This window comes from Plantactinospora sp. ZYX-F-223, from assembly GCF_039649625.1.
Taxonomy (GTDB): domain Bacteria; phylum Actinomycetota; class Actinomycetes; order Mycobacteriales; family Micromonosporaceae; genus Plantactinospora.
Genome location: NZ_JBDJAV010000020.1, coordinates 1 through 21,972 on the forward strand (window position 1 = coordinate 1; position 21,972 = coordinate 21,972).

At 70.3% G+C, this 21,972-nt stretch carries 25 protein-coding genes and 1 tRNA gene; 11 read left to right on the forward strand and 15 right to left on the reverse strand.

Annotated features, from left to right (window positions below; all coding sequences use genetic code 11):
* Positions 1-29 precede the first annotated feature (29 nt).
* Positions 30-1,676, forward strand: coding sequence for a glycoside hydrolase family 13 protein (locus AAH979_RS20650; RefSeq protein WP_346259760.1), 1,647 nt, complete (start codon positions 30-32; stop codon positions 1,674-1,676).
* 232 nt (positions 1,677-1,908) lie between these two features.
* Here the strand turns inward: AAH979_RS20650 and AAH979_RS20655 are convergent, their stop codons facing one another.
* From AAH979_RS20655 to trpS, 4 genes are all read right to left on the reverse strand, one after another.
* Positions 1,909-2,355 carry a hypothetical protein gene (locus tag AAH979_RS20655; RefSeq protein WP_346259761.1) on the reverse strand — a complete coding sequence of 149 codons (447 nt, stop codon included), beginning with the start codon at positions 2,353-2,355 and terminating at the stop codon, positions 1,909-1,911.
* Between the two features lie 152 nt (positions 2,356-2,507).
* Positions 2,508-3,416 carry a YhjD/YihY/BrkB family envelope integrity protein gene (locus tag AAH979_RS20660; RefSeq protein ID WP_346259762.1) on the reverse strand — a complete coding sequence of 303 codons (909 nt, stop codon included), beginning with the start codon at positions 3,414-3,416 and terminating at the stop codon, positions 2,508-2,510.
* Positions 3,417-3,514: 98 nt separating this feature from the next.
* Entirely contained in the window at positions 3,515-4,030 is a 516-nt protein-coding gene (locus AAH979_RS20665; RefSeq protein ID WP_346259763.1) for a 2'-5' RNA ligase family protein, read from the reverse strand.
* 135 nt (positions 4,031-4,165) lie between these two features.
* Positions 4,166-5,191, reverse strand: a complete 1,026-nt coding sequence (trpS, locus tag AAH979_RS20670; RefSeq protein ID WP_346259764.1) for a tryptophan--tRNA ligase — start codon at positions 5,189-5,191, stop codon at positions 4,166-4,168.
* 119 nt (positions 5,192-5,310) lie between these two features.
* Here trpS and AAH979_RS20675 point away from each other — a divergent pair, with 119 nt between their 5' ends.
* Together AAH979_RS20675 and AAH979_RS20680 are read left to right on the forward strand one after the other, a co-directional pair.
* Positions 5,311-6,072: an RNA polymerase sigma factor gene (locus tag AAH979_RS20675; RefSeq protein WP_346259765.1), complete on the forward strand. Its 762-nt coding sequence runs from the start codon at positions 5,311-5,313 to the stop codon at positions 6,070-6,072.
* A gap of 3 nt (positions 6,073-6,075) precedes the next feature.
* Positions 6,076-7,344 carry a hypothetical protein gene (locus tag AAH979_RS20680; RefSeq protein ID WP_346259766.1) on the forward strand — a complete coding sequence of 423 codons (1,269 nt, stop codon included), beginning with the start codon at positions 6,076-6,078 and terminating at the stop codon, positions 7,342-7,344.
* A gap of 121 nt (positions 7,345-7,465) precedes the next feature.
* On the opposite strand, the gene AAH979_RS20685 is transcribed toward AAH979_RS20680, so the two are convergent.
* On the reverse strand, positions 7,466-8,572 hold the full coding sequence (locus tag AAH979_RS20685) for a hemolysin family protein (protein WP_346259767.1): 1,107 nt from the start codon (positions 8,570-8,572) through the stop codon (positions 7,466-7,468).
* Between the two features lie 199 nt (positions 8,573-8,771).
* Here AAH979_RS20685 and galE point away from each other — a divergent pair, with 199 nt between their 5' ends.
* Positions 8,772-9,761 carry a UDP-glucose 4-epimerase GalE gene (gene galE / locus AAH979_RS20690; protein ID WP_346259768.1) on the forward strand — a complete coding sequence of 330 codons (990 nt, stop codon included), beginning with the start codon at positions 8,772-8,774 and terminating at the stop codon, positions 9,759-9,761.
* Entirely contained in the window at positions 9,758-10,975 is a 1,218-nt protein-coding gene (gene galK, locus AAH979_RS20695; RefSeq protein ID WP_346259769.1) for a galactokinase, read from the forward strand. Before galE ends, galK begins: the two co-directional genes overlap by 4 nt.
* 22 nt (positions 10,976-10,997) lie before the next feature.
* Here the strand turns inward: galK and AAH979_RS20700 are convergent, their stop codons facing one another.
* The 3 genes from AAH979_RS20700 to AAH979_RS20710 are packed head-to-tail and all read right to left on the reverse strand — an operon-like array spanning position 10,998 to position 12,462.
* Entirely contained in the window at positions 10,998-11,360 is a 363-nt protein-coding gene (locus AAH979_RS20700) for a YbaB/EbfC family nucleoid-associated protein (RefSeq protein WP_346259770.1), read from the reverse strand.
* 47 nt (positions 11,361-11,407) lie between these two features.
* Entirely contained in the window at positions 11,408-12,112 is a 705-nt protein-coding gene (locus AAH979_RS20705) for a WXG100 family type VII secretion target (RefSeq protein WP_346259771.1), read from the reverse strand.
* Positions 12,112-12,462: a hypothetical protein gene (locus tag AAH979_RS20710; RefSeq protein WP_346259772.1), complete on the reverse strand. Its 351-nt coding sequence runs from the start codon at positions 12,460-12,462 to the stop codon at positions 12,112-12,114. The genes AAH979_RS20705 and AAH979_RS20710 overlap by 1 nt, the downstream gene beginning before the upstream one ends.
* 53 nt (positions 12,463-12,515) lie before the next feature.
* Here AAH979_RS20710 and AAH979_RS20715 point away from each other — a divergent pair, with 53 nt between their 5' ends.
* Positions 12,516-13,067 carry a hypothetical protein gene (locus tag AAH979_RS20715; protein WP_346259773.1) on the forward strand — a complete coding sequence of 184 codons (552 nt, stop codon included), beginning with the start codon at positions 12,516-12,518 and terminating at the stop codon, positions 13,065-13,067.
* A 117-nt stretch (positions 13,068-13,184) separates the two neighbouring features.
* Here the strand turns inward: AAH979_RS20715 and AAH979_RS20720 are convergent, their stop codons facing one another.
* The 6 genes from AAH979_RS20720 to AAH979_RS20745 all read right to left on the reverse strand — a co-directional run bounded on the left by AAH979_RS20720 (position 13,185) and on the right by AAH979_RS20745 (position 17,529).
* Positions 13,185-14,894, reverse strand: a complete 1,710-nt coding sequence (locus AAH979_RS20720) for a hypothetical protein (protein WP_346259774.1) — start codon at positions 14,892-14,894, stop codon at positions 13,185-13,187.
* Positions 14,895-14,950: 56 nt separating this feature from the next.
* Positions 14,951-15,023: transfer RNA gene (locus AAH979_RS20725), tRNA-Arg, on the reverse strand.
* A 155-nt stretch (positions 15,024-15,178) separates the two neighbouring features.
* Positions 15,179-16,084 (reverse strand): arylamine N-acetyltransferase, encoded by a 906-nt coding sequence (locus tag AAH979_RS20730; RefSeq protein WP_346259775.1) that lies wholly within the window; start codon positions 16,082-16,084, stop codon positions 15,179-15,181.
* Positions 16,081-16,401 carry a hypothetical protein gene (locus AAH979_RS20735; RefSeq protein ID WP_346259776.1) on the reverse strand — a complete coding sequence of 107 codons (321 nt, stop codon included), beginning with the start codon at positions 16,399-16,401 and terminating at the stop codon, positions 16,081-16,083. Before AAH979_RS20735 ends, AAH979_RS20730 begins: the two co-directional genes overlap by 4 nt.
* 154 nt (positions 16,402-16,555) lie before the next feature.
* On the reverse strand, positions 16,556-17,161 hold the full coding sequence (locus tag AAH979_RS20740) for a hypothetical protein (RefSeq protein WP_346259777.1): 606 nt from the start codon (positions 17,159-17,161) through the stop codon (positions 16,556-16,558).
* On the reverse strand, positions 17,158-17,529 hold the full coding sequence (locus AAH979_RS20745) for a type III secretion system effector protein (RefSeq protein ID WP_346259778.1): 372 nt from the start codon (positions 17,527-17,529) through the stop codon (positions 17,158-17,160). Before AAH979_RS20745 ends, AAH979_RS20740 begins: the two co-directional genes overlap by 4 nt.
* Before the next feature lie 738 nt (positions 17,530-18,267).
* On the opposite strand from AAH979_RS20745, the gene AAH979_RS20750 reads away from it, so the two are divergent.
* The 5 genes from AAH979_RS20750 to AAH979_RS20770 all read left to right on the forward strand — a co-directional run bounded on the left by AAH979_RS20750 (position 18,268) and on the right by AAH979_RS20770 (position 21,451).
* Complete coding sequence (locus AAH979_RS20750; RefSeq protein ID WP_346259779.1) at positions 18,268-18,459, forward strand: hypothetical protein; 192 nt, start codon at positions 18,268-18,270, stop codon at positions 18,457-18,459.
* 127 nt (positions 18,460-18,586) lie between these two features.
* Positions 18,587-19,084, forward strand: a complete 498-nt coding sequence (locus tag AAH979_RS20755; RefSeq protein ID WP_346259780.1) for a hypothetical protein — start codon at positions 18,587-18,589, stop codon at positions 19,082-19,084.
* 21 nt (positions 19,085-19,105) lie between these two features.
* Complete coding sequence (locus AAH979_RS20760) at positions 19,106-20,230, forward strand: hypothetical protein (protein ID WP_346259781.1); 1,125 nt, start codon at positions 19,106-19,108, stop codon at positions 20,228-20,230.
* 179 nt (positions 20,231-20,409) lie between these two features.
* Positions 20,410-20,961: a hypothetical protein gene (locus tag AAH979_RS20765; protein ID WP_346259782.1), complete on the forward strand. Its 552-nt coding sequence runs from the start codon at positions 20,410-20,412 to the stop codon at positions 20,959-20,961.
* Positions 20,962-20,983: 22 nt separating this feature from the next.
* A complete protein-coding gene (locus AAH979_RS20770) occupies positions 20,984-21,451 on the forward strand; it encodes a RidA family protein (protein WP_346259783.1) in 468 nt (155 codons plus the stop codon).
* A gap of 96 nt (positions 21,452-21,547) precedes the next feature.
* On the opposite strand, the gene AAH979_RS20775 is transcribed toward AAH979_RS20770, so the two are convergent.
* Positions 21,548-21,913 (reverse strand): NERD domain-containing protein, encoded by a 366-nt coding sequence (locus tag AAH979_RS20775; protein WP_346259784.1) that lies wholly within the window; start codon positions 21,911-21,913, stop codon positions 21,548-21,550.
* Between the last annotated feature and the right edge of the window lie 59 nt (positions 21,914-21,972).

The window sequence follows — 21,972 nt, forward strand, 5'->3', positions numbered from 1 at the left end:
GACGGCACGCAGCGAAGCGGAGTGCCGGCATGAGGCACATCCCCGCACCGAGCCGGCCCGAGGACTGGTGGAAGTCCGCGGTGGTCTACCAGGTGTACGTCCGCAGCTTCGCCGACGACGACGGTGACGGCATCGGTGACCTGGCCGGAGTACGCAGCCGACTGCCGTACCTGCGCGACCTCGGCGTGGACGCGCTCTGGCTGACCCCGTTCTACCGCTCGCCGATGGTGGACGGCGGCTACGACGTGGCCGACTACCGGGACGTCGACCCGATCTTCGGCACGCTCGACGACTTCGACCACATGATCACCGACGCGCACGCGCTGGGGCTGCGGATCATCGTCGACATCGTGCCGAACCACACCTCGGACGTGCACCCGTGGTTCGTCGCCGCCCTGGCCAGCCCACCCGGCTCGGCCGAACGGGACCGCTACCTGTTCCGGGACGGCCGGGGACCGGACGGCGCACTCCCGCCGAACGACTGGGAGTCGATCTTCGGCGGCCCGGCCTGGACCCGGGTGCCGGACGGCCAGTGGTACCTGCACCTCTTCGACCCGGCCCAGCCCGACCTGAACTGGCGGCACCCCGAGGTACGCGCCGAGTTCGAAGACGTGCTGCGGTTCTGGCTCGACCGCGGGGTGGACGGGTTCCGGATCGACGTGGCACACGGGATGATCAAGGCGGACGGGCTGCCGGACGTCGGCGACGGCGTCCCGGCCGGTCAGCGCCAGGTCGAGTTGCTCGGCCGGGCCCGGCTGCCCTACTTCGACCAGGACGAGGTGCACGACATCTACCGGGCCTGGCGGCCCATCCTGGACAGCTACCCGGGCGGCCGGATGGCGGTCGCCGAGGCGTGGGCCGAGACCCCGCAGCGGCTGGCCCGGTACGTCGGGCCGGACGAACTGCACCAGGCGTTCAACTTCGACTTCCTCGACGCCACCTGGTCGGCCGACTCGTTCCGCAAGGTGGTCGACACCGCGCTGGCCGAGTCGGCGATCGTCGGCGCGCCGACCACCTGGGTACTGTCCAACCACGACAAGCAGCGGCACGTCACCCGGTACGGCGACGGCGCGCTCGGGCTGCGTCGGGCCCGCGCGGCCGCCCTGCTGATGCTCGCGCTGCCCGGCAGCGTCTACCTCTACCAGGGGGAGGAACTCGGCCTGCCGGAGGTGCTCGACCTGCCGGACGAGCTGCGTCAGGATCCCGCGTTCCGGCGCACCGGCGAGAGCCGGGACGGCTGCCGGGTACCGCTGCCGTGGGGCGGCGACGTCCCGCCGTACGGCTTCGGCCCGGCCGGTGGCGCCCCGGCCTGGCTGCCGGCCCCGCCCACCTGGCGGGCCCTCTCGGTCGCCGCCCAGACCGGCGCCCCGGACTCGACCCTGGAGCTCTACCGGACGGCGCTGCGGCTGCGACGCGAACACGCGCCGGTCGGCGGTGCGACCGAACCGGGCCAGGTGACCTGGCTGGGCAGCGAGCCGGGAGCGCTCGCCTTCAGCCGGCCGGCGGGGGCCGGTTCGACGGAGCTGGTCTGCGTGGTCAACTTCGGCGACGAGCCGGTGGGTGTCGACGGGTACGGGACGCCGATCCTGCGCAGCCAGCCGCCGGGCGCGACCGACGACCCGGCTCGGCTGCCGACCGACGCGGCCGGGTGGTTCATCCGGCCGGTAACCGGGTAACTCCCTATCGACCTGGTCGTCCGCCGCGCTCCGCGCCGACGGGCGGCTGGGGCGGCGGCCCCTTTGTGGTGGAGGGGATGGTGGTACCGGTGCTCCGGGAGCGCACTCCCGGGGCACCGGTGCGTCACACCACCCCGGACTCTGCCCGGAATGGTGTGGGGGAGTCTCAGTGGGGTGGGAACCCCGTCGAGATTCCCCGATCCGGTGGGGTGGGTGTGCCCGGAGCCGCCCGTCAGGGGGAGGGACGGGTGAGCATCGCGGCGATCCGGGCGATGCCGGCGCGTACCTCGGTGGGGTCCGGGGGTTGCCGGGGCTGCGCCGGCGCTCGGGTGCTCTCGCCGATCACCTCCTCCTCGCCGAGGTCCTCGTAGTCGCCGTAGATGCTGGTGTCGTCTAGGTCCGCCGCCTCGTCCTCGGCCTCGACCGCGATCTGCGCGGCGGCGATCTCGGCCCGGATCTCCTCGGCGGAGACCCGGGGCAGCAGCGGCTCGACCACCGCCATCAGCTCCTCGTCGGCCACCACCGACTCGGCCAGCGCCAGGGCGTGGGGCCGCTCGTACGGGCCGCAGACCACCGGCTCCCACTCCTCGTCGTCGTCGAGCGGGCCGAACGTGATGATCCAGGGCAGGGCGAGGATCGGGGAGTCGTCCGGCAGTTCCAACGTCACTAGTGCGCCCACGCGACTCATCATCGCGGCGATCCACACACCATTAGTGGCTTTTGCCCGAATCGTAGTTCTGGTCTCTTTCTCCGGGACCGATCACGCCCGGTTGCCGCCCACAGCCGCCCGTCACCCACAGCTCTGGCCGCCATCCACAGCCGGTCGCCGACTCACTCGGTCGACGGTGGGTGCGGCCGGGCCGGATCGGGCACCTCCGGCGCCCCGGCCAGGTCGCGGACCCTCCCCTGGTGGCTGGTCGCCGCGAGCGCCGCGCCGAACAGCAGCAACTGGTTGAGCAGATAGAGATAGATCAGCAGGCCGACCGCGCCGGCCACCACCGTGTACGCCGGATTCCGCTCCCAGCGCACCACGTAGTACCGGCCGACCGAGTTCAGCAGCGTCACGCCCACCGCCACCAGCAGCACCGCCGGCAGCCACCGCCGGAAACTCATCCGCAGCCTCGGTACGGCGAGCAGCAGCGCCGAGGCCAGCAGCATGTTGATCAGAAACGCCAGGAACCAGCTACAGATCGTGAGCCCGATCGAACGTGCGCCCAGCAGCCAGCTCAGCAGCGACTCCAGCGCGTCCACGGCACCGATCGAGAGCCCGAGCAACACGAAGATCACCAGCAGTACGGCCAGGTCGACGAGCTGGCGCAGCACGAGGTAGCCCGGATGCTGGGCCAGACCGTGGATCAACCGCTGCGAGGAGCGGATCGACTCGACCCAGCCGATGCCGGTGACCGCCAGCAGGATCAACCCGATGACCCCGGGGCGGCTGCTGCTCTGCCGGATCTGCTCGGGGTCGACGAACGGCAGGTTCCGGGTGAGGAACCCGACTATCACCTCGCCGCTCTCCGCGCTGTCCCCGAGCAGCGCGCCCAGCACCGCGTACGCCACCAGGCCGAGGGCGAAGACCGCGAAGAAGCCGTAGTAGGCGATCGCCGCCGCCAACCGGGCGCCGAGCACGTCGGTGTAGCGGCCCACCGCCCGGGCAAGGTGGTCGAACCACGGGGACTGCCGGCGGTACGCCGTCAGCCGCGCGTCGACGCGCAGCACCGCCCGCTCGAACGCGTTCACGCCGCCATCCTTGCCCATCACCACCCGACGCGGGGCCCGCTCGACCCGCCACGCCGGCACCGCCGCGTCGTGAACGGCTTCCCGGCTCTCGGCGGGACTCAGCCGCCGAGCGGGAAGTCCCGGCGGGGCTGCCAGCGGGCGTCGCCGCTGTGCGAGAAGAGGGTGAACTTCTCGACCTTGAACAGGGCGGAGAAGTCGGCCAGGTCCTCGTACACCTGGTCCAGCGCCTCCGGTGCGACGTCCTGGGCGACCGTGACGTGCGGATGGTACGGAAAACGGCTCTCCCGGCGCAGCTCGGGCGCCCGGCCGATCGCCGCGGCGAGCAGCTCGCACTCGCTGATCCCGGCGGCCACCACCACGAAGACCACCTCGGTGATCGGCCGGAAGGTGCCGGTACCGCGCAGGTGCAGCAGGTACGGGCGGTGCGCGGCGGCCACCTCGGCCAGGTGCCGCTCCACCGCCGGCAGGCTCGCCAGGGGTACGTCGGTCGGCCCGAGCAGCGTCAGATGCGCCGGCACGTACGCGGCCTGCGGGTCACCGGCCTCCGCCCGCCGTCGGGTGAGGAACTCACACCACGGCTCCGGGACGTCCACGGCGATCCCGACCCGGGTCATCGGAGTTCCCGGATCCTGCGATCCGTCCGTGACAACCACACTCCGCTCCACTCACCGCACCGGGCGGCAGCGCGCCGCCCGGCGACCACGTCCCGGTACCCGGCGGTCTGAGCCCCGCCGGGGCGTCCGGCGGGCTCAGCCGTTCCGGGTGCCGGGCAGGAACCCCACCCGGTCGTACGCCTCGCGCAGCGTGACCGAGGCGACCGCGCGGGCCTTCTCCGCGCCGATCGCCAGCAGCTTGTCGAGCTGCGCCGGATCATCGAGGTAACTCTGGGTGCGCTGCTGGATCGGCCGGACGAACTCCGCCACCACCTCGGCCAGGTCCTTCTTCAGGTCCCCGTAGCCCTTGCCCGCGTACGCCTCGACCAGCTCGTCGATGCTCCGGCCGGTCAGCGCGGAATAGATGACCAGCAGGTTGGAGACCCCCGGCTTCCGCTCCGGATCGAAGAGGATGTCCCGGCCGGTGTCGGTCACCGCCGACCGGATCTTCTTGGCCGATTTCGCCGGGTCGTCCAGCAGCATGATGATCCCGGCCGGCGACGAGGACGACTTCGACATCTTGGCCGTCGGGTCCTGAAGGTCCGTGATCTTCGCGGTGTCCCGGACGATGTGCGGCGCCGGCACGGTGAAGGTCCGGCCGAACCGGGTGTTGAACCGCTGCGCCAGGTCGCGGGTCAGCTCCAGGTGCTGCCGCTGGTCCTCGCCGACCGGCACCGCGTCGGCCTGGTAGAGCAGGATGTCGGCGGCCTGCAGGATCGGATAGGTGAAGAGCCCGACGCTGGACCGGTCGGCACCCTGCTTCACCGACTTGTCCTTGAACTGGGTCATCCGGCTCGCCTCGCCGAACCCGGTGATGCAGCTCAGCACCCAGGCGAGCTGGGCGTGCTCCGGCACCTGGGACTGGACGAAGAGGGTGGTCCGCTCCGGGTCCAGCCCGACGGCGAAGAGCTGCGCCGCCGCGACCCGGGTGGAGTGCCGCAGCGCGACCGGGTCGTGCCCGGCGGTGATCGCGTGCAGGTCCACCACGCTGTAGAAGGTGTCGTGCGTCTCCTGCATCGCCACCCAGTTGCGTACCGCACCCAGGTAGTTGCCCACATGGAACGAGTCGGCGGTCGGCTGGATCCCGGAGAGCACCCGGGGCCGGGCAGGAGCGTCGGACATGCCGGCAATTCTGACAGCAACCGTGGGAGCGTGTCCCGACGCCCCCGTGCCATTCCGCCCCGGTCGCACCGCGGCGGTGCGGCGCGGTCGAGCGGGAATCCGGGGAACCGGGCGCAACGGTGCGGACTCGTACCCTGAAACCGGAGTCGGTCGGCGGCTCCGCCGTACCCGGGTGCGGCGTACCGCCCGGCCGGGAGGGACAGCGCTTGGTACGGCAGCGGGGCGGACGCTCCTCCGGCGGCGAGCGGGGCGCGGTGGACGAGGCGATGGGCGAGCTGTACCACGCCTGCTACCGGCGACTGGTCGCGCAGGTCTACGCGTTCACCACGGACCTGACCGAGGCGCAGGACGTGGTGCAGGAGGCGTTCGCCCGGGCGATCGCCCGGCCGCAGGGGTTGACCGACGTCGACAACCCCGAGGCGTGGCTGCGTACGGTCGCGGTCAACGTCGTACGCCGCCGCTGGCGGCGACGCCAACTGCTGGACACCATCCTGCTGCGGGACCGTCCGGTGACCCGACTGGTCGAGGCCGCTCCCGGACCCGAGCGGACCGACCTGCGGGAGGCCCTGGCCGGCCTGCCGGTCAGCTATCGGGAGGTGATCGTGCTGCACTACTTCGCCGACCTGCCGGTCGAGGAGATCGCCACCGTGCTCGGGGTACCGACCGGCACGGTGAAGTCCCGGCTGTCCCGGGGGCGTTCGGCGCTCGCCGTCCAACTCGGCGACTACCAGGGCACCGGCGGGCCCGCCTCGACGCCGGGACCGGAGGGCCGGACGGACCCTCCGGCCGACAGTGCGGACAGTCCGGCCGGCCGGCCGGATCCGATGGCCGCCAGGACGGAACCACCGGCCCGGGTACGGCCGGCGGTGCGACCGGGGTGAGAGATGCCTGACCGAGATTTCTCCGGCCCGGACCTCGACGTACGGCTGGCACGCGGCCGGGCGGCGCTGCTGGACAGCATCGACCAGCCGCCACTGGCCCGGATCCGGGACCGCGCGGCGACCCGGCGCCGTCGGCGGCACGCGGCCGGCGCGGCCGGGGGCGCCGCCCTGCTCAGCCTGGCGGTGGTGGCGACCGTGGCGCTCCAGCCGTGGACGGGCGACGGCACCGACCCGGTGCCGCCGCCGGTGGCGGGCGCACCGCCCGGCGGTCCGGTCTACACCGGTGCCGGCATCACCATCAACGGGCTCACCACGGCCGCCGTGGCACACGTGCCGGGGACGATCAGCGACGTCGAGTTCGTCGACCCGGACCACGGCTACCTGCTGGCCCGCTGCGGGGCCGCCGAGCCCTGCCCGGCCAACCTGGCCCGGACCTCGGACGGCGGCGCGAGCTGGGAACACAGTGAACTGCCGGCCGGCAGCGCCGGGCAGCGCAGCCTGGACCTGGCCGCCTTCCCAGGCGGACGGCTGCTGGTCAGCCACCCCGGCGGGGCGTACGCCTCCACGGACGAGGGACGGAGCTGGCGGGAGGTCGGGACCGGGGACGGGACCGGCCAGGTGCCGGCGGTCCGGGGCGACCTGCTCCGGGCCGGGCCGGGCGGCGGGCGGTGCGGCCTGGACGTGGAGGTGTGGCGACCGGAGCTGGCTCGGGCGGGCGCCCCGGCGACCTCACCCGATCTCGACGTCTGCTGGGTGGCACCGGCGGCCGGTGCCGACGGCGCCTGGTGGGTGGGCGGCTTCCGGAACGGCCACCCCGCGGTGGCGATCACCCGGGACCGGGGAGCACGCTGGCGGACGGTGGAACTGCCGGGCACCGGCGTCCCGGCCGGTACCGTCGAGGTGGCCAGCCTGGGCAGCCAGGCGTACGCGGCGGTGCTCGGCACCGACCGGCGGCTGCTGGCCCTGCACCACTCCGCCGACGGTGGCCGGACCTTCACCCGGAGCCGGTCCGGCTCGTCGGGGCTGCCGGCGGGGCTCTCCGGTGCGCTGGTGCCGCTGCTGGACGGCCGGCTGCTGGTGACCGGCACCGACCGGCAGCTCTACCTGAGCGCTGACGACGGGGTGACGTTCCAGCGGGCCGGCGGGAGCCTGCCTCCGCTCGCCCGGCTGGAGCGGACCGTCGCCGGCTACGTCGCCTACGACCTGTTCGGTTCCGGCTGGGCGGCCTACTCGGCCGACGGCGCCACCTGGCGCAAACTCCAGATCATCTGACCGGATTCGAGATCATCCGATCGAATTCCAGATCGTCTGAGCGCCGCCGATCCCGGCGATCCGAGACTGGCGAGTCACCCGGGGCCCGACCGAACGAGTCACCCGGGGCCGGCCGAACGAGTCACCCGAGGCCGGCCGAACCGGGCGAGGACTCGGATTCCTCGCCGGGCTCCCCGTCGGTGCGTGCGGCCGGCACGCTGGCGCGCTGTTGCTCCGGCAGCCGGGCCACCGAGACACCGACCCGGGCCACCCGGCGGCCCTCCACCGCCAGCACCCGGAGCAGCCAGCCGCCCGCGCCGGAGCCGCCGTCCGGGTCGGCACCGTTGCGGAACCCACCCGCCGGGCGGCCCGGACCACCGCCGTTGCCGGCCACGCCGGGCTCCTCCGCGCCGGGCACCGGCACCTCGTCACCGCAGACCGGCAACCGGCCCAGGGCGGCCATCACGAAGCCGCCGACCGTCTCGTACGGGCCGGGTGGCAGGGCGATGCCGACCCGTTCGGCGAAGTCGGCGAGGTTGAGCCGGCCGTCCACCTCGGTCGGGGCGCCGGTCGACACCGGGTCGGGCGCGCTGTCGTACTCGTCGTGGATCTCGCCGACCAGCTCCTCGATCAGGTCCTCCAGGGTGACGATCCCGGCCGTGCCGCCGTACTCGTCGATCACGACCGCGAGGTGGTGCCGCTCGCGGCGCATCTCGGTCAGCGCCGCCAGCACCCGCTTGCTGCCCGGGATCTTCTTCACCTCCCGGGTCAGGTCCCCGATCGTGGTGCAGGTGTCGTCGTCCGGCCGGAGCAGTACGTCGCGCAGGTGCACGAAGCCGACCACGTCGTCGGAGGTGCCGTCGACCACCGGGTACCGGGTGTGGGTCTCGACCCGGACGAGTTGGGCCGCCTCCTTGAGAGGCAGTCCGGCGGCCAGGAAGACCACCTCGGTCCGGGGCATCATCACCTCCCGGACCAGGCTGGCGCCGGCCACGAGTACCTCGTCGATGATCCGCCGTTCGACCGGGTCGAGCCGGGTGTTCGCGGCGACCAGGTCCCGGAGTTCGGCCTCGCTGATCTGCTCCCGACCGGCCGTCGGGCTGGCCCCGAGCAGCGCGGTGACCAGCCGGGTCGAGCCGTCCGCCGCCCGTACGATGATCCGGGCCAGGGCCCGCGCGAGTGGACCCGGTTGCCGTCGAGTACGCCCCGACGATCGTCGCCGGGGCCCGGTACTGCCGCCGTCCCGCATGCCAAGGATGGTAGACACCGGAGGTACCCGATGTGGGCACCTCCGCCACCCGTGCACCCCACCGGCCGATGTTCGACTCTGTGCAGAATTGACAGAACATGGTGAAATGCTGGGGGCCCGGCGCCGAACACGAAGCCGATACGGAATCGGCACCGGAGCCAGCGCGGCATCCGTCGTACCGAAGCAGAAAGGCACAGGCGTGAAACTGCTCGTCACCGGAGGTGCGGGTTACGTCGGCAGCGTCGTCACCCGGCTGCTGCTCGACGCCGGGCACGAGGTGGTGGTCCTGGACGACCTGCGTACCGGACACGCCGAGGCGCTGGCCCCGGAGGCCACCTTCGTCCAGGCCGACGTCGCCGACGTCGCCGGAGTGCTGACCCCCGACTCCGGCTTCGACGGCGTCCTGCACTTCGCCGCGCTGATCGCCGCCGGGGAGTCGATGGTCAAGCCGGAGCTCTACTGGCAGGTGAACACGGTCGGCTCGCTGGCACTGCTGGACGCCGCCCGGCTGGCCGGGGTGCCCCGGATCGTCTTCTCCTCCACCGCCGCCGTCTACGGCAACCCGACCGAGACGCCGATCAAGGAGACCAGCACTCCGCTGCCGACCAGCACGTACGGCGCCACCAAGCTCGCCGTCGACATGGCGCTCACCTCGATGGCCACCGCACACGGACTGGCGGCGGTCTCGCTGCGCTACTTCAACGTCGCCGGGGCGTACCTGCGCCCCGGGGTGGCGCTCGGCGAGCGGCACGAACCGGAGACGCACCTGATCCCGATCGCCCTCCAGGTCGCCGCCGGCCGCCGGGACAAGCTGCAACTCTTCGGCGACGACTACCCGACCGAGGACGGCACCTGCGTCCGGGACTACATCCACATCGAGGACCTGGCCCGGGCCCACCTGCTCGCGCTGGAGGCCGCCAAGCCCGGCGCGCACCAGGTTTTCAACCTCGGCAACGGCTGCGGCTTCTCCAACCGCCAGGTGGTGGAGGCGGTCCGCGAGGTGACCGGGCACCCGGTGCCGGTCGAGACGGCGCCGCGCCGCGCCGGCGACCCGGCCGCGCTGGTCGCCTCCGCCGAACACGCCCGGACCGACCTCGGCTGGACCCCGGCCAAGCCGGCCCTGCCGGAGATCGTCGCCGACGCCTGGACGTTCTACCAGGAGCAGATCCTCGGCGGGGCAGCGTCGTGACCGGCACTCCCGAGACCACGCACCGCCCGGCCACCACCAACCACCCGGACCGGCCGGCCGGGCCGGTCACCGAGCGCGCCACCACCGGCTTCCTCAGCGAGTACGCCGAACGCCCCGCTGGAGTGTGGGCGGCACCCGGCCGGGTCAACCTGATCGGCGAGCACACCGACTACAACGACGGCTTCGTGCTGCCGTTCGCGCTGCCGCAGCGCACCGTCGTCGCCGCCGCACCCGAGAAGGGACGGCGCTGGACGGTCTGGTCCGAGCAGGCCGGTGAACGGCTCTCGTTCGGCCGGGCCGACGCCGCCGAACCGGGCCGGGTGGCCGGCTGGGGGGCGTACGTCGCCGGAGTGGTCTGGGCGCTGCGCGAGGCCGGGCACGACGTACCGGTGGCCCGGCTGGCCATCGCCTCCGACGTACCGCTCGGTGCCGGACTCTCCTCCTCGGCGGCGCTGGAGTCCGCCGTGCTCACCGCCCTGGCCGACCTCGGCGAACTGGACCTGCCACTGGCCGACCGGCCGGCGCTGGCCCAGCGGGCCGAGAACGACTACGCCGGGATGCCCTGCGGGATCATGGACCAGTCCGCGTCGCTGCGCTGCCAGCCCGGGCACGCGCTCTTCCTGGACTGCCGGACGCTCGCCGTCGAGCAGGTGCCGTTCGACCTCGACGCCGCCGGGCTCGCCATCCTGGTGATCGACAGCAACGCGCCACACCGGCACGTCGGCGGCGAGTACGCCGCCCGCCGCGCCGCCTGCGAGTCCGCCGCCGCCGCGCTCGGGGTCCCGGCGTTGCGGGACGTGACCGTCGACCGGCTCGACGCCGCGCTGGCCCGGCTCGACGACGAGACGGTACGCCGCCGGGTGCGGCACGTCGTCACCGAGAACCAGCGGGTACTGGAGACCGTCGAACTGCTCCGCGCCGGCCGGCTGGCCGAGATCGGGCCGCTGCTGACCGCCTCGCACTCCTCGATGCGGGACGACTTCGAGATCACCGTCCCGGAGGTGGACACCGCGGTCGAGGCGGCGCTGACCGCCGGGGCGTACGGGGCCCGGATGACCGGGGGCGGGTTCGGCGGCTGCGTACTCGCCCTGGTAGACGCGGCAGCCGCCGAGACTGTGGCGTCGGCGGTGACCGAGGCGTACGCCGGACGCGGCTTCCGCGCCCCGGCCACCTTCACCGCGACCCCCGGCCCGGGCGCCGTACGCCTCGGCTGACAACCGAACCGGTCGGGCTCGGTCAGCCGCTGCCGAACAGATGGCGAGAGGTCTGCCGGATGCGTTCCTCGGCCTCCTCACTGCCTGGCGTCGTGGCGATGTCCCGGATGTCGAAACCCGGACCCAGCACCTCGCGGTAGCGCGCGTTCACCAAGTCGTTGAACGCTCCCTGCGCACGGTCGATGGTTTCCACGATGAGGCGTGCCAACGTTCGCGGCTCATGCCTTCGGTAGACAGCCGGGTCGAGCCACAACTCCGAGATCTTTCCGCCGGCCACGGTGACTCTCACCAGGCCGTCGGCAGTCTCCGCCGTAGCGTCCGCCGCCGCCACCTCGGCCTGGATCTCGCCGAGCCGGTCACGCACGTTGTGGAACCGTTCGAGCATCTCGTTGAGTCGATGGCCATGCTCGCCTCGAAACATCCGTCCCTCGCTCAGCTATACGGATCTTCGTTCCTGGGTTCCCAGGCGGTATGGTCGCCCGGGAAGGCCCCCGGAATGTCGTCGCCGCCGAGTTCGTCAACGGCGGTCGCGGCATGGATACGGGGACCGATGTTCTGCATCGCCTCGGTCATCGCCTCCAGTCGCGGCAGTATCGACGCGAAACCCGCGATGATCAGACCGACCGCGCCGATTATGACGCCGACGATCCCGACGATCAGGCCGACCACCGCTCCGACTCCGGTGATGCCGGTGTAGACAGCGATCACGGCACCAGCGATTCCCAGGATCAATCCGATGACGCCCAGGATGTATCCGACAATCTCGTACCAGCGGACTTCGAAGCTCTCAGCAACGTCGACCAACGCCGACCCGACGACCTGTAGCGCGGCGGCCTCGTCGTCGATCGCCCGCTCGATCGTCTCCATATAGCCGACGAACTGCTCGTACGCCGCGCCCGTCCAGCGATCCTGCACGGATGACAGCAGCATCTCCGTCAACCGCTCCGCGTGCTCCTCGAGCGCCACCTGGGCAGCGGCCTTTTCTCCACCGGCTCCCCACACACTCTCGCCCACCGCCTTGAGGCGATCGATATCGACCCAGGACAACTCTTCGAGATACCGGAGCGGATCATCACATCCCACCGCTCGCGCGATCGACGACAGTTCACGGACCTCGGCGGGAATGACCAGAGCCATCAGATGAATCGCCCATGGGCACTCCGGTCAGCCCGATCATAAGATCGTGCGACCTCGTGCAGGTTGGTGTCGGTGATCCGCAACTGCTGAACGATCTTGTTGTTCCGGGCCGCTGTGGCCCGCCGGGCCGCCTCGTAGACCTGACCGAGTCTCTCCAAGTGCCAACCAAGCGCGACCAGATACATCATCCTGCCGCCCCACACCCGATCTTCGAGTACGGCATCTCCGAGGAAGATCCGCCGATTGAGATCCTCGAGATCGTCGGCGACGGCGGAGCCTCTAACGCCGTACCATCGGAGTGCATCAGTGTCAGTGACAAAGCCGCTATCCGTCATCGGCCCCCTCAGCATTAGGTAAGAGTATTACTTACAGTCAATGTCGATGGAACCCGACAGGAGTAGCCGTGACATCGGCCCGACCCGAACGCATCCCGGAGGACCTGCCGTTCGTCGTCCGGACCGACCGCCGAAAGTTCCTGCTCTGGTTCGGCGGCATCACCTTCGCCGGCTATCTGCTGCTGTGCTGCGTCGTCGGTACGGTGCTCTACCTCGGCACCCGCGACCTCGGCACGTCCCCCGGGGTCACCGTGGCGCTCGTCGCGATCCCGCTGCTCGCTCTGGGTCTCCTGCTGGCAGTTCCGGTGCTGGTCGGACACCACCGGTTCATCGGGCGTGGACCGCTGCTGGCGGCGGACCATGCCGGCCTCTGGGTGCGCAACGTCGGCTTCCTGTCCCGTCCACAGTGGCTGCCGTGGGAGGCGGTCCGCGCCGTGTATCCGAGACACCAGGGCCCGGAGAAGCTGGTCTGGATCGAAGCCGACCCCCGCTATCCCGGCATGCCACCCGGCACCCGGCTCGTGGTCACCACGCTGATGTCCGACCACGACGCCCGGCAGGTTCTAGTCGCGCTCGCCGGACTGGCAGCCGGACGGGCCGTCGTCCACCCACCTGGTTGACCGCCGAAACGGCCCGACGATCTTACCGGCGCTGACCACACAACACATCGCCCCGTCGATACGCCCGTCCGGGTCCGGGTTCGACGGTGGGCCTGAGGGTCTCCCAGGTCCGTGGCGTCAACGCCGCGCCGGACGTTGGGCGCTGTCGCCACCGGGCCGCGGTCGCGGCGACATCCGGGGCGCGGCCCGCTTCTGCCGTCCGACTCGATAGGCGCGCAGCGCTTCCCAGCGCGTTGCTTCGTCCCGCTCGCGGTAGCCGATCAGCCTGATCCCGACACAGCTCGGTCGGTCGCCCCGATCGTCCCGCGAGAGGTGGCGGAACCGTTGGCCCGTGACGCCGTGGGGTGGGCTCAGGTAGGAACCGCCGGCGAGCCGGAAGGCGCCCTCGAAGCGCCGGTCGCCGTCGAACCGCTCATGCGGCAACTCACGGACGATCTCGTGCACGCCCCCGCAGCAGTCATAGACGTCGTCCGGCGATCGGCCGGCCTCATAGGCACCGACCGGGCTGAGCCGGCTGTCCGGCGTGAACTTGAGATTGGCGTGCAACGGTGTCGGCGGGTCAAGTCCCCAGGGGTAGGGCTGGGCGACGCAACCGGAGAGCGTGATCCACTCGGCGACCGTGGGAATGTCCCAGCGCCAGTCGTCGCCGCCGGGTGGCCGGGGCAGCGAGCCGAGGAGGTTGCTCAGTTCCCGCCACATCCCGGCGAACGCGCTCCCGTCGACCCGGTCCTGGGGCAGTACGTAGGGCATGGCAGGTTCGCTGCCCGGTGGCCGGCGCAGGATGAGGTCGACGTCGCCGACCCGCAGTGGATAGCGCATCGCCTGGAACGGATAGGGGCAGATGGCGCTGGCGGAGAAGCCGACCAGGTCGGGGGTGAAGACGCTGGGGCCGACGGCCGCGCCGAGCCGGCCCAGCAGGATCCGTACCCGCTTCAGGGTCGCCGGGCCGCTGCCGCGGGCCCTGAGCACGGCGTCATGCTGCTGCAGCTCGTCGCGGATACGGCGCAGCGTCACCGGGTCGTCGCGGGCGATCTCGATGAGGAAACTGACGTTCGGATAGAGCCGCTTGTGCTCGCCACCGCATTGGCTGATCGCCTCGGCGATGAGGCTGTTCGCCAGCCCGGTCTCGCGGTACGGGGCGGTGGCACTCAGATAGGTGTCGAACAACCACCGCCACATCTCACGGAGACGCGGTACAGCCGCCGGTTCGTTCCGCAGGATCGTGTCGGTCTCCCGCAGTATCCAGCGCTGGAGGCCCAGGCCACCGTCCTGGACGATGGAGTCGATCAGTAGGACGGTCCAGAACCGGGCGACGCTGTCCGCCGGCACGTCGTGCGGGCGATGCGCGGTGCGGACCTCGACATCGATCTCCGGCAGTGCGTGCTCGAGGAACTCGTCGAGCGGTGCCAGAGCCGGGCAGAGTTCTCGGGCTGGCATGCCGCGGAGCAGGCCCTCGGACACACCCGGGCGGTGGAGATATGGGATCCAGGCTTCGGCCGCGATACGGACGTGGGCGACCTGCCGAGCCTCGTACGCGGGGTCCGGGACGGCGCTTGCGGACCGGACCGTCTCCGGCGAACCCGCCGGAACCGTCACCTGAGGCGCGTCGGGCGAGGGCAGGATGGCGGTGCCGGCGGATGCCGGGGAGGCCACAGCGATCCCGTCCCTCGCCAGGACCAGCGTCAGCAACGCGGCCCAGAGGCTTGCCACGCCAGCCAGCCAACTGGCCACTTCCAGGCTTTGCAGACCGAAGAACGTGGCCGCGAGGGCCAGACCCGCTGCGAGGACGCCGCCGCCGAGCCAGGAGACCACCGTCCGTCGCTTCACCGTCACCAATCCATCACCTGCGAACCGGACAACAGTTGTCGTCGACCAACCTGCGGTGCCCTCGGGAGTGACTCGAACACCCGCCTGCGGCTCCGAGGGCCGCCGCTCTATCCCCTGAGCTACGAGGGCCATACCGAACCCGGGTGGGCTCAACTTTCGATGCTAACGGCAGGGTTCCACCCGGGCCCCCGGGCCGAGCCCGGCACGACCGGACCGGCAACGGGTGTCGACAGCCACTGGGGTGGGATCGGTGTCGCACCGGTTGCCCGTGGTGGTCGCCGAGGTCAGGAGCTGCCGTCCCGCTCCCATTCGGCATGGTCCGCCTCGATCCGCTGCCACACGGCCCGCAGCCGCTCGTCCGGCACGTCGTCGAGCGGCAGGTGGAACACCTCGCGCAGCACGGTCCGCCATTCGGCGTACCCGGACAGTTGCCGGACCGTCGCGGACCCGGCCACCGGCCGCTCGGTCAGCACCTGGCCACGGATGATCCGGGCGCCGGCCGGCGTCCGGTGCTGCGCCGTCACCACCCGCACCATGCCCGACGTCGGCGAGGTGGAGAGTTCGATGTGCTGGTCCACCAGATCGCTCGGCCGGGTGGCCGTGGTGGGGAAGTCCATCCCGACGAATGCGCCACCGGGTTCGTGGTCGAACCGCCAGCCGGCCGGCACGGCTTCCGACGGCCGCAGCCGGAACCGGTCGTCGGGTCCGAACGCTCCGGCCGCCAGTGGCACCGGGTCGAGCGGGCCGTCGCCCAGGCCGGTGTCCACCCACCAGGCTCGGCCGTCCAGCTCAGTGGTCAGCGCGAGATGGTTGCCGCTGTCCCCGGCCGGATCCCCGGCCTGGCCCTGCACGCCGGCCCGATGCCAGGTCACCTGGTAGCCAAGCGTGGTCAACAGTGCGGAAAATGCGCCGTTGAGCTGGTAGCAGTACCCACCCCGCCCGGCTACCAGGTATCCCGCCGCCTCGACCGGGTCGATCCCCCGCGCCTCGCCCAGGGCGATCCAGACGGTCTCGTACGGCACGCGTTCGACGTGCGCGGCGTGCAGGCGGTGCAACTGCGCCACCGACGGCCGGTCCGCCCGCTCGGCCACCGGGTCGAGACCCAGCCGGCGCAGGTAGGCGGCGACGACCGTGTCGTCGAGCGTCGGTGGCCGCCACAGATCGGTGCCCAGCGTCGACTTATTGATCACGTGGTCAGCTTAGCCAGCGGCAGTGACGGTAACGGCATCAACTCAGCGAGCGAGATCAATTGTTCTGCACCGCGTTCCGCTGTCGCCCACGTCAGGGAATGACGAACCTTGAGCCCGGTGAGCGCCTTCTCGTCGACCTCCGGCAGGCACAGCCGGTCGGCGGCGTCCGCGGTCCCGCTGCGCCACTGCGCGGGGGGTGAGGTCCCGGCGGAGCCGGAGTACACGTCCGCCTGTTCCTGCATCGGATCGGTGAGGCCGGCCAATGCGCTGGTCAGAGTGGCGTTGGTACGGAAACCCGCCCAGGTCCTCCAGGGCACGTCACCGGAGGCTGGACGGGTGACCACGGTGCCGCCCGGGACGTGCGGCCGGCTTCAGCCGCTCGGTGAACGGCTGGTCCCCACCCCGGCTGAGTACGTGGTAGAGGTCGCCCGCCGCAACCGGTGCACCACCCGTCCGCCGGGCGGCCGCCGATCACAGCGTCGCGGGCGGCGAACAGAAGAGATGCTGTGGCCCGTTCAGCGGATACCTGCCACGGCCTTCGGCGCTGGCGGCGGGTTTCGGCGCAGCGGCCTCGCTCTGGAGTACGGCGCCGAGGCAGAAGACCACTTCCCGCACCGGCTCCGGAAGCCTGACCGTGGCGACGTAGGGGCGGCGGCCTTCGAGTGGCAGGGAGACCGAGAACTCCTCGGTGACTTCCTCGCCGGGTGGGACGAACGTGCCTTCAATCGTGCCGACCGCGTCGGCGTTCACTCCGGATGGGATGGCGAAGGTGCGCTTGGCCAGCTCGACCGTGCCATCCTTCCGGGCGGTCACGTAGACGTCGAAGGCGTGCGAGGCGGCGTCTCCTTCCACCCCGGCGTAGGCGACGATCGGCTCCACGCCCTGGTTGCGCAGCGTGTAACGGATGTCCAGGGACTCCGCCCGAGGGGTGACCTCGGCGTCGAAACTCGCCGTCCGCTTGGCGCCGGTCGGGCTCCACTCCGGCTCGAAATCCACATAGGCATCCGCGCCGCAGCCGGCCAGCGTGACGACGGTGAGCATCGCCGCACCGCCGGCGAGAAGCAACTTCTTGATCAAGAGTACGACGTCCTTCTCGGCCAGCCCATCTCGTCACGGAAAGCATTCTCGGTGTAACTGTAGGGGTGGTCGGGGTCGATCTGGCCGGGCGTGTTCGGGTCGTCGTCCTCGTCGATCGGCAGGCCGACGGCCTCTCGTTCGTCGTTCTCGACCCCGACATCGTCCGGCCCTTCGTGGGTACCGGGAGCGGACGTGTTGTTGCCGTAGTCGTAGACGTGGGCGAACTCGTGGAACAGGCCCTCGATCGGCGGGCGTTCGTCCGACGACGACAGCCGGCTCGGGTTGTAGGTGACCTCGTAGTTCTCGCCCAGATGCCAGTTCGTGGTGGACGAGGCGGTGTTGGAATCGGCCTCGACCCAGCGGATCAAGGCGTACAGGATTCCGGTGATCCGGCTCTTCGGCGGCCATCTGGAGCACGCGGTTGAGGCGTTATCCCGGGTCGACAGCAGCGGCCGGCAGATCAGCCCGGACCAGATGGTCTCCGCGCTGACCTACCAGGCCGAACACGGCGAGACCCTCACCGACTGCATCTCCGGGATCCGGGAGAGCATCGCCGACGGCGGGTTCGGGGACGTCGCGGCGGAACCGGTCTTCCAGACCATCGTCGCTATCAGCGGCGAGGACGACGTGCAGGGCGCCCGCTGGACCGCCCTCGCCCGACCGGGTGGGGAGGACCCTCGACGGCGTCGTCGTGCAGGCCGAGGTCGCACTGCACCGGGCGGTGCGGTTCCTCCGGTACGAGGCCGGGGTGCCGGTGGCCTGGCTGGTGCCGTACCCGCAGCAGTTCATGCTGCTCGCGCTCTTCTTCCACCACCGGCCGCGCCTCGCTCAGTCTGCCCGGCCACCACCCCCAGCCGCTGCCGGAACGCTTCGACACCGAGGACGGCCGGGTACGCGCCTTCCTGCTCTGGGAGCTGAATCACTTCGGTCAGCGCTACGGGCTGGACGGCGAACCGATCCAACTCGTCGACCTGCTGGCCCGCTCCGGACCCGCCGCCTACCGCCGGATCGTCACCGGGACACGGGACGCCGCCAGCATCGCCAACCGGATCGTCCTGCCCACCCCACCCGGCACCCCAGTACGCGACGCCCTGCGCAACCTTCCGTTGAGACTGCTACGGCCGGTGGCGGTCAGCCACGGCATGCCGCCAGCGGCGTTGGCCCAACTGCTCGCCGATCACCGCGAAGGGTTCATCCGGGAGCGCAGCGCCGCCCTGGTCAGGCCGGAGCAGCAGTTCATCCAGGAGATTGGCGGCGAGGATCTCACCTGGGACAGCACCCAGGAGGACGGATCCTGATCGGAGGGTCGGATGGTACGAGCATCGAGGTTATCCACAGGTTCCCGACTGTAGGGTGACGAGGCGGTCGCGCTTCGTGCTATAACCTCCGAGTCAATTTCACCTGATAATCGGGGGTATCGGGCTCATGGAGACAACCGAGCCGGGGTGGCGACCGGAGTATCGCGGCGATGACGCCAGCGTCGGCAACGTCGGCTCGGGTAAGGAACTCGGCGCGCACCTCTACTACCTCTACCGGGCCGGTCGCAACGAGCTGCCCAGGATCGCCAGGACCTACGCCGACGTGACCGTGCTGGTGCACCAGACGGCCGGGGCGATGGAAGGGCAGTTCGACCTACCCGACCGAGGCATCGGCCCGGCCCAGCAGCGTCTGCTGGAGTTGCGCGCCGAGGTACAGGACGTGCTGCGACTGACCTCGCTGCGGATGTCGGAGGTCGGCGCCGCACTGGTCACCATCGCCGACCGGTACGCGGCCACGGACGAGGCGGCTGCCAAGGAGTTCACCCGACTCCTGGGCAACAACGCGTCTGACTACCAGCGTCCCGCCCTCACCCCGCCCGATCCCCCGGCCCCCGGGGATCCACCCCTGGCGGATCCCCGCATTCCCCGCAACATCGTTGACTGACCTGGCCAGACGGGAGACGCCATGGTCGACAACTCGATCCCCTTCGACTACCGACAGATGCACCAGTACCTGAACGAGATCGGCACCTACCTGGCCGAGCTGCACTACATCGACCAGGTGTTCGCGTATATGGACGAGGCCGAGTCCAGTTGGTGGGAGACGGCCGTCGATGGGGTGCTCAGTGCCGGGACAAGTTCCGGTGACACTATCGTCGTGGATTTCGTCGGGACTGTTTCCTTCAAACGAACCTGGCGTTTACCGCAGACACTACCTCTGCGACTACCCTGGCAGGATTCGTTCGAGGAGGAGGTCCGGGGGCGAATCGAGAAATACAAGACCGAGGCATCGGAATGGGCCTCGAGTAACATGGACTCAATCAAGTCGATGACCAAGCCACTCGCCCATCCCACCGGGTCCGTCTATCTTAACGACCTGATCCAACCATCCCGGGACGCCCTGGCACGGCTGGAAGACTTTGTGACCCACGACTTCGGCAAGCTGCGGCAGAGCCTCGGCCACTGGTCCGGTGAGGCGGCCGATGACTTCGCCACGAACTTCTACAACCCGTTCGAGCACACCCTGGCCAGCCATCAGCGGATGATCACCGCGCTCGTCACCGGCCTAGAGGGCGCGCACACGATCGTCGACCTCACTCAGCAGAGCCTGATGAACGTGTTGCACAAAACGCGCGACGCGCTCCTCGAACAGTTGCACCGGCGCGCCCAGCAGGCGGCAGCGATGCAGAAACAGGCGCAGGAGCAGTCCATCAAAAACGCGATGATCATCGTTAGCGCGGTTATTCCAATCTTCAAGAAGCAGGAGCTCTGGGACACCCGCCTCGACCTGGCCGGCGTCGCCGCTTCCGCTGCGGCGGGTGCCGCTTCTGCAGGGGCCATGGAGGAGCACGCCCTGACCGGGGGTACTGCCGAGGAACTGCTTCTCTCGCTGGGCAAAGCCATCCAGCTTATCGAGGACAACGCAGACCACCAGTACCGCGATCTCGACGAAAAGGTAAGTGCTGTCCTTTCCCGCATGGATCTCATCCGGAACACACCAAGCGGCGAAGACGGGCGGTTGATACCCCCGCAGCCCCGACTCATCGACGGCACTAACAGCAGCGATTTCTACCTGCCGGATGCCAGATGAACTCCTCCGATCAGCGCCTCCGCGCTCGAATGCACTCTCCGACTGTCCGCCACAGGCTAATTGTGGCTGCCGCTACCATCATTCTTGTGCTCGCGGCATGCGACCCCGGTCCGGAGCCGGTTGAGACTCCCGAGCCGCGGGTGACGTATGGGCAGGTAGCCCCAGACATGTGCGAACGCATGAAGATGGACGAGCTTGCTGCCCGGTTCAATCTGAAGCTGCGATCGTCGTACGACCCGACACTGAAGTTCGAGCACCGGGCCGGATACGACTACATCAGCTGTGATATCAGGACATACGATGACGGCGAACGCTTCCGAACGCCGCTGAAGGAGTTTGACCCGGGCGGGACCGTCACACTTCGCAGGTACCCGAATCATGATGATGCCAAGGGCGATCACGACGCGGCGATGTCCTCGTTGCGGGCCCTTGAGCAGTCCAGGACGGAGCTGTCGACGAAGGCAGTCAACGGCGGCTGGTGGGATGAGGGGATGTACGTCCAGCGGATAGATCCGATCGATCCGAAACAGTACCCGCGCGTCGAAAACCTCGACGCGGCAGAGGTCGGGGTGGGTTACGAACTCCGGCATGGAAACCTTCTCATCAGAACGCACCTTGACACGCAGGCACCCACTCCGCAGATCGAGCAGGTCCTCGCCTTCCTTCGTGACTTCGCGGACGCATTCACCAAGGACGCGGTGACCCATCTCGCCCGTACCAGCCCGGACTGATCCGGCTACCCGAGGACGCTAGATGTTCGAAATATCGCGTACCGGCGAGGATCCGGCGGGCCGCCGCGCACGGAGTCGACGACTGTGGAGAGCAAACACAAGGTTTCGCAATCCCTCGCCGGAGCGGGTCCATCCACCCATCGCCGGCTTCCACCATCAAGCGGAGGTTGGTGAGGGGCGCTGGTTGGTGCTCTCCGGCCAGCTCGGGATCCGACCTGGCGGACACGTACCGGATGACCAGATCGAGCAACTGGTCATCGCGCTCGAAAACGTCCGCCAGAACCTCTGCGGCGCCGACATGGAGATCAACGACGTAGTAAAGCTGACCATCTACCTCGTCGGTGGTGTCGACATGGATCGGCTGCGAGCTGAAATCGCCCGCTGGCTGGGCGGCCACGAACCGACCCTGAGCATCCTGTTCGTCGCCGGGCTCGTCGGTCCCAGCTTCCGGGTGCAGGTTGACGCCGTGGCTGCCGCTCCCTTTCACTGAGTTGCGTTGGCCGGTCTCACACGCCGGTCACCGGGGCGATCGGCCGTTTCGGTGTTCGTTCGCCACCCAGGCGTCCGGCAGCGTGACCCACTCGTCCTAGGCCACCGGCACCACTGTGGCGTCGAGCCGGGGAAGCTGGCCCGGATCCTCCATCGGACAGAGCAGCCACACCGCCCCGGCCCCGCCCCGGGCCAGGTCCGCCAACTCCTCCAGCAACTCCATCGCGCCGTACCGGGCGAGCGGCGCGGCGTGCAGGCTCTTGATCTCGATCAGGTACAGGCCGGCTCGGGCTGCCACCAGCAGGTCGATTTCGTAGACGTGACCGGTGTCGGCGGTGAAGGTGAAGTTCGACCAGGCCCGGTACGGCTCGGCGTCGGGAAGGTGCCGGCGGATGTGCTCCAACGCGGCCCGTTCGTGGTCGAACTGCGACGGCGTGATCGTCGTCCACCGGCCGTCCTGCATCGGTGCACGCCTCCTGTCACGTCCATGCCGCGATCCTGGCCCGGACGGGTCAGCGGCAG